Here is a 5,450-nt window from a genome sequence, read left to right on the forward strand (position 1 = left end):
TTCACCGGACGCCGGCCTCGGCCGGATCGCGTTCGGCCAGGGCGGCCAGCGCCGCACCCACCCGGTCGGCCGTCCCGGCGACGAACACGTATTCGACGTTGCGGGTGTGCGAGACCTTGCCCACCTTCTCGCCGAGATGGTTGTAGATGCCGATCCGCGAACCGACGTAGCGCCGCGAGTCGAACGCCAGCAGTTCGACCGTGGCATGCCCGGCGTCGCGCAGCCAACCGACTATCTGCTCCGGCGTCACCCAGGCCTCGTCGTTGTAGGAGACCACCACGGTCTCGGCCCGGACCTCGCCGATCAATGCCGCCAACGCGGCCGGCATCCGGCGGCGCGAGTTGAAGGCGCTGGCGTTGGCGTCGCCCCTGGCGTCCTCCCGTTTGCAGGCCACGCCGTAGTGGGAGGGGGAATCCCACCGGACCAGGGTCTCCCAGATGTGGTAGTAGCTGAAGTAGCGGTGCTGGTTGTAGGGCGGGTCGAGATACACCAGATCCGACGGCGGCAACTGCTGCGCCACCTGCAGCGCGTCGCCACGGACCACCAGTCCGGTGCCGGGCAGCAGCGTCGGCGCCCGCAGCCGCAACTCGTTGGACGACCGGGGTGCCCAGCTCTTCAGGTAGGCCATGTGCTGGCCGGTGGTGTTGTCCACCCGGTCGGCAGCCTCCATCAGGGCGGTCAGCAACACCGGATAGAGCGGGTGGTCGGCCAGCCCCACCAGGCAGTCCCGGATCGCGTCGATCCGCTCGCCGTTGTGCGGCTGGAAGAACCGGGCCTGCTCGCAGAAGGTCTCGGTGACGTAGCCACGGCGTCCGGGCAAGGCGTTCAGCTCGGCCAGTAGGGCGTCCAGTTCGTCGGCGTCGACCGCGTCGGCGTCGGTGGCGATGTAGCAGCGGGCCAGCACCTCGCTGTAGCTGGCCAGGTCGGCTGCGGTGACCGCCAACCCGCGCCGTTTGAACTCCTGGGCGACCCGAGTGGTTCCGGTGAACAGGTCCACCGCCGTCCGGGCTCCCGAGCCCTGTGCCAACGTGCCCAGGACGCCGGCCAGGGCTCGTTTGGAGCCCAGGTACTTGATCACAGTCGAACCCTAACCTCTTGCACAGGATCAAACTGAACCGTACAGTTTGATCCTGTGGAGGAGTTGAGCCCGCGAGCTCAGGCGAAACGTCGGCAGATCACCGACGCCGCTCGCGCGCTGTTCCTCAGCCAGGGTTTCGCCCGCACCTCGATGGACGCGGTCACCGCCGAGGCGGGGGTCAGCAAGCAGACCCTGTACGCGTACTTCGCGAGCAAGGACGAGTTGCTGATCGCGGTGGTGGGCGAGGCGCTGCAGACGCTGGGTTCGCAGCAGGGCATCCCGCCCGCACGCACCCGGGAGGAGCTGCGGGCTACGTTGATCGGCTTCGGCGAGCGGCTGCTCGACACCATGCTCCGTGACGAGTCGATCGCCATCCTGCGGTTGTTGCTGGGCGAGGCCGCACACGTCCCCGAGTTGCGCAGCACCTTCCTGGAGGCGTTGCCCTACCAGTTGCTCGGACGCGGCACCGCCATCCTTGCCGGGGCCGCGGCCAACGGCGTGATCGTGCTCGACCACCCGGAGATCAGCGTGCGGATGCTGCTGGGGCCGCTGATGAGTTATGTGGTGTTCGGCGGCCTGATGAGCAACGACGCACCCCAGCGGCCGGGCGGCGAAACGATCGAGTGGCTGGTCGACGCCTACCTGCGCACCCTCGATTTCACGACTCCCGACGCCACAGCCCCGAACCTCGAGAGTCCCGACGCCGGGGGCGCGGCATGACCCGGCGCGCCGGCGCGGCACTGGCCACCACCGTGGCGATCGCGCTGGCATTCACCGGCTGCACCCAGCCCGCCCCGACCACCCTCAGCGCCACCGGACGCGTGGTCGCCGACACCCTCAGCGTCCAGGCTCCGACGCTGGGTGTGCCGCGGGTCAGCCTGGACGCCGGCTTCCAGCTCGCGCCCGGGCAAGCCGCGACCAGTTCGAACGTGCCTGCCGTGCTGTCGCTGGGCGCCGCTCAGCGGGTGGTCGCCGTCGCGGTGAAGCTGGGTGACAGCGTTGAGGCGGGGGACGTGCTGGTGCGCTTCGACGACGCGGGACTGGGTGCCCAGGTGAAGATCGCGCGGGCCGATCACGCCGTCACCAAAGCTCAGGTCGGCGTGATCGACAGCGCCCTCGAAACCCTCGCCGACAAGCAACGAGATCTGCGCGACAAGCGCCGTGAGGTGACCGACGGGATCGCCAAGGCGACAAGGGCGCGCAAGGATCTGGCCGGCAAGCTCGCCGACGCCCGCAAGGCCGCCACGAAGCTGCCGAAGACGCTGGCCACGGTCGAGAAGAACCTGCGCACGCTGACGCCGAAGCTGGCGGAGGTGGAGAAGAACCTGCGCATGCTGACGCCGAAGCTGGCGGAGGTCGAGCAGAAGCTACGCACACTGACGGCGAATCTGGCAGAGGTTGAGAAGCAGTTGGCCCAGGTCGACGCCGCTCTCGCCGCGCTGCCCCCTGACGCGCCCCCTGAGGTCCGAGAGCCGCTGCTTCAGGCGAAAGCCACGCTGACCGCGGCCAAGGCCGAGCTCAAGAGCGGGATCGGCAAACTGACCGCGGCCAGGGCCCAGCTCAAGACCGGAATCGCCAAGTTGACCGCGGCCAAGTCCCAGCTCAAGGCCGGGATCGGCAAGCTGACCGCCGCGAAGGCCCAGCTCACCGCCGCCATTCGGCAGTTGAAGAAGGGCATTCCGCAGCTGACCAAGGCGATCCGCACCATCGACGCCAACCTGGTCAAGGCCCGCGACGGCATCAGGCAGATCGACAAGGGGCTGAACAAGCTCGCCGACGCTCGGGCCACTTTGAAGGGCAACCGCAAGCTCGCCGTGATCGCGGCCCGCGACACCACCGCGGTCGACTCCGCGTCGGTGGCGAAGAAGCAGGCCGTCGTCCGGGCGCCCACCGACGGTGTGGTGACGTCACTGGCGTCCGTCGGTGAGGTGGTGGCTCCCGGCGCCACTGTCGCCGAAGTGGCTCGTCCCGCGCGGGTCGTCACCACCTGGCTGGCCCCCGAGCAAGCCGCCCAGGTGTGCCTGGACGCGTCCGCGACCGTTCATCTCGATTCGCTCGCTGCTCCCGTCGCCGGGAAAGTCAGCCGCATCCTGCCGCTGGCCGAGTATCCGCCCAGCTACCACACCACCGACCAGGTGCACCTGACCCGGGCCGTCCCGGTCGAGGTCACGGTCGATTCCGCGCTGCCGCCCGGCGTTCCCGCCGACCTCCAACTTGCGACCTGCCCGACCCATGAGGTGAATCCATGAAGCACAAGCGTCCGCCGATTCCGGTGATCATCGTTGTCGTCGTGCTGCTCGCCGGCCTGGGCGGGTGGTGGTGGTGGAGCGCCACCCGTCCCGCCCCGGACGCCGGACTCACCCTGAGCGGGCAGGTGGAGACCGACGAGATCGCCGTCGCGCCCGCGATGGCCGGCCGGATCACCGCGATCAAGGTGTCCGAGGGTGATCAGGTGACGAAGGGCCAGGTGCTCGTCCAGCTCGACACGGCGGCACTGAAGCTGCAGCTCAGTCAGGCCAAACAGGGCGTCAAGGCGGCCAAAGCCGCCGTCACCAACGCCAGGGACGACGGCACCAAGGCCGACGTGAAGGCCGCGAAGGCCCGGCAGGCGCAGGCCGAGGCAGCCGTGGAACTGGCCCGGGTGCAGCTCGGCTACGCCACCATCAAGGCGCCCGCCGCGGGCACCGTGGTGAATGTGGTCGGCAACGCCGGCGCCAACGCGGCACCAGGACGCACCGTGCTCACCTTGACCGATCCGGCGAGCCTGTTCGTCCGGGTGTTCGTGCCCGAACCGCAGATCGGTCAGGTCGTCGTCGGTCACGGCGCCACGATCAACACCAACTCCAGCACCGAGAACTTCACCGGCACTGTCTCGTTCGTCTCGGACGCCGCCGAGTTCACCCCGAACACCATCGACACCGCCGACCAGCGCACCAAGCTGGTGTTCGCCATCCGGGTCCGGGTCGACGACCCGTCCGGCACGCTCAAGTCCGGCATGCCGGTGGATGTGCGCCTGTCATGACCACCGATCCCGGGGTCGCGCCGGCCATCGAGGCGTCCGGCCTGCGGCGGACGTTCGGTGACATCGTGGCCGTCGACGGCGTCGAGTTGAGCGTGCCGCCCGGCGCGGTGCTCGGCCTGCTCGGCCCGGACGGCGCCGGCAAATCGACGCTGATCCGGATGCTCGCCACCGTGCTGCGACCGGACGCCGGCGACGCCCGCGTCCAGGGCTTCTCGGTCACCCGGCAGGCCGCCCAGGTGACGCCCCGGATCGGCTACATGTCGCAGAAGTTCGCCCTCTACCCCGACCTGACGGTCGCCGAGAACATCGAGTTCTTCGCCCGGCTGCGCGGTGTTCCCGCTGGTGAGCGCAAGGAACGCTCGCACCAACTGCTCACCGGCATGGGGCTGGCCGACTTCCTCGACCGTCAGGCCGGACGGCTCTCCGGCGGCATGAAACAGAAGCTGTTCCTGGCCACCACGCTGATGCACCGGCCCGAGGTGCTGCTGCTCGACGAGCCGACCACCGGCGTCGACCCGGTGTCGCGGCGCGAGTTCTGGCGGATCCTCGCCGACCTGCACCGGGCCGGCACCACCGTGCTGGTCGCCACCCCGTACATGGACGAGGCCGAACGCTGCACCGACGTGATCTTCCTGGACGGCGGACGCGTCCGGCACCACGGCAGCCCGGCCCAGATCAAGGCGCTGGTGCCCGGCCGGCTGTTCGAACTGCGCACCGCCGAGCCGCGGGCCGCGCTGGCCATCATCGAGGGTCTGCCCGGTGTGCTGGCCGCTCATCTGTACGGCGACATCGTCCGCGTGGTGCTCGATGTTCAGGACGTCGCCCAGGCCGAAACCGTGCTGGAGCAGGCGGGGGTCAGCGGCGCCGTCCGGGCTGCTGAGGTGGACATGGAAACCGCGTTCGCCGTGCTCGCCGAACTGAACCGGGCCGAACCGGATCGGGAACGAGTGGCGGGATGAACCCCTGGAACCGGATCGGTGCCCTGATCGCCAAGGAGTTCCGCCACCTCGGCCGGGACCGCCGCACCCTCGCGGTCGTGCTGGCCCTGCCGGTGCTGCAGATGATCCTGTTCGCCTACGCGATCAGCTTCGACGTGAAGAACGTCTCCACGATCGTCATCGACCAAGACCGAACGCCGGCCAGCGCCGCCTACCTGCGCAGCTACGCCAGCTCGGACTTCTTCCACGTCGTCGGCACCGCGGATGGCCTGGCCGACGTGGACCGGATCTTCGACCACAACGAGGCGCGGATCGCGGTGCTGGTGCCGTCCGGGTTCGGACGCAGCCTGGCGGCCGGTGAGCAGGCCACCGTCGCGGTCTACCTGGACGGCAGCGAACCCACCGCGGCCCG

At 69.5% G+C, this 5,450-nt stretch carries 6 protein-coding genes; 5 read left to right on the plus strand and 1 reads right to left on the minus strand.

Going from position 1 to position 5,450, the window contains the following annotated elements:
- Position 1 precedes the first annotated feature (1 nt).
- On the minus strand, positions 2 to 1,078 hold the full coding sequence (locus tag Q0066_RS13355) for a DNA adenine methylase (RefSeq protein WP_298133689.1): 1,077 nt from the start codon (positions 1,076 to 1,078) through the stop codon (positions 2 to 4).
- 54 nt (positions 1,079 to 1,132) lie between these two features.
- On the opposite strand from Q0066_RS13355, the gene Q0066_RS13360 reads away from it, so the two are divergent.
- From Q0066_RS13360 to Q0066_RS13380, 5 genes are all read left to right on the plus strand, one after another.
- Entirely contained in the window at positions 1,133 to 1,798 is a 666-nt protein-coding gene (locus Q0066_RS13360) for a TetR/AcrR family transcriptional regulator (RefSeq protein WP_298133691.1), read from the plus strand.
- Positions 1,795 to 3,327, plus strand: a complete 1,533-nt coding sequence (locus Q0066_RS13365) for an HlyD family efflux transporter periplasmic adaptor subunit (RefSeq protein WP_298133693.1) — start codon at positions 1,795 to 1,797, stop codon at positions 3,325 to 3,327. Before Q0066_RS13360 ends, Q0066_RS13365 begins: the two co-directional genes overlap by 4 nt.
- Positions 3,324 to 4,100, plus strand: a complete 777-nt coding sequence (locus Q0066_RS13370) for an efflux RND transporter periplasmic adaptor subunit (RefSeq protein WP_298133696.1) — start codon at positions 3,324 to 3,326, stop codon at positions 4,098 to 4,100. Before Q0066_RS13365 ends, Q0066_RS13370 begins: the two co-directional genes overlap by 4 nt.
- The gene (locus Q0066_RS13375) at positions 4,097 to 5,059 is read left to right on the plus strand and encodes an ABC transporter ATP-binding protein (protein WP_298133698.1); all 963 of its coding nucleotides are present in this window, start codon (positions 4,097 to 4,099) and stop codon (positions 5,057 to 5,059) included. The genes Q0066_RS13370 and Q0066_RS13375 overlap by 4 nt, the downstream gene beginning before the upstream one ends.
- The coding region (locus Q0066_RS13380; protein WP_298133700.1) for an ABC transporter permease at positions 5,056 to 5,450 on the plus strand (395 nt) is incomplete at its 3' end. The genes Q0066_RS13375 and Q0066_RS13380, both read left to right, overlap by 4 nt.

This window comes from Micropruina sp., assembly GCF_027492755.1.
Lineage (GTDB): Bacteria > Actinomycetota > Actinomycetes > Propionibacteriales > Propionibacteriaceae > Micropruina.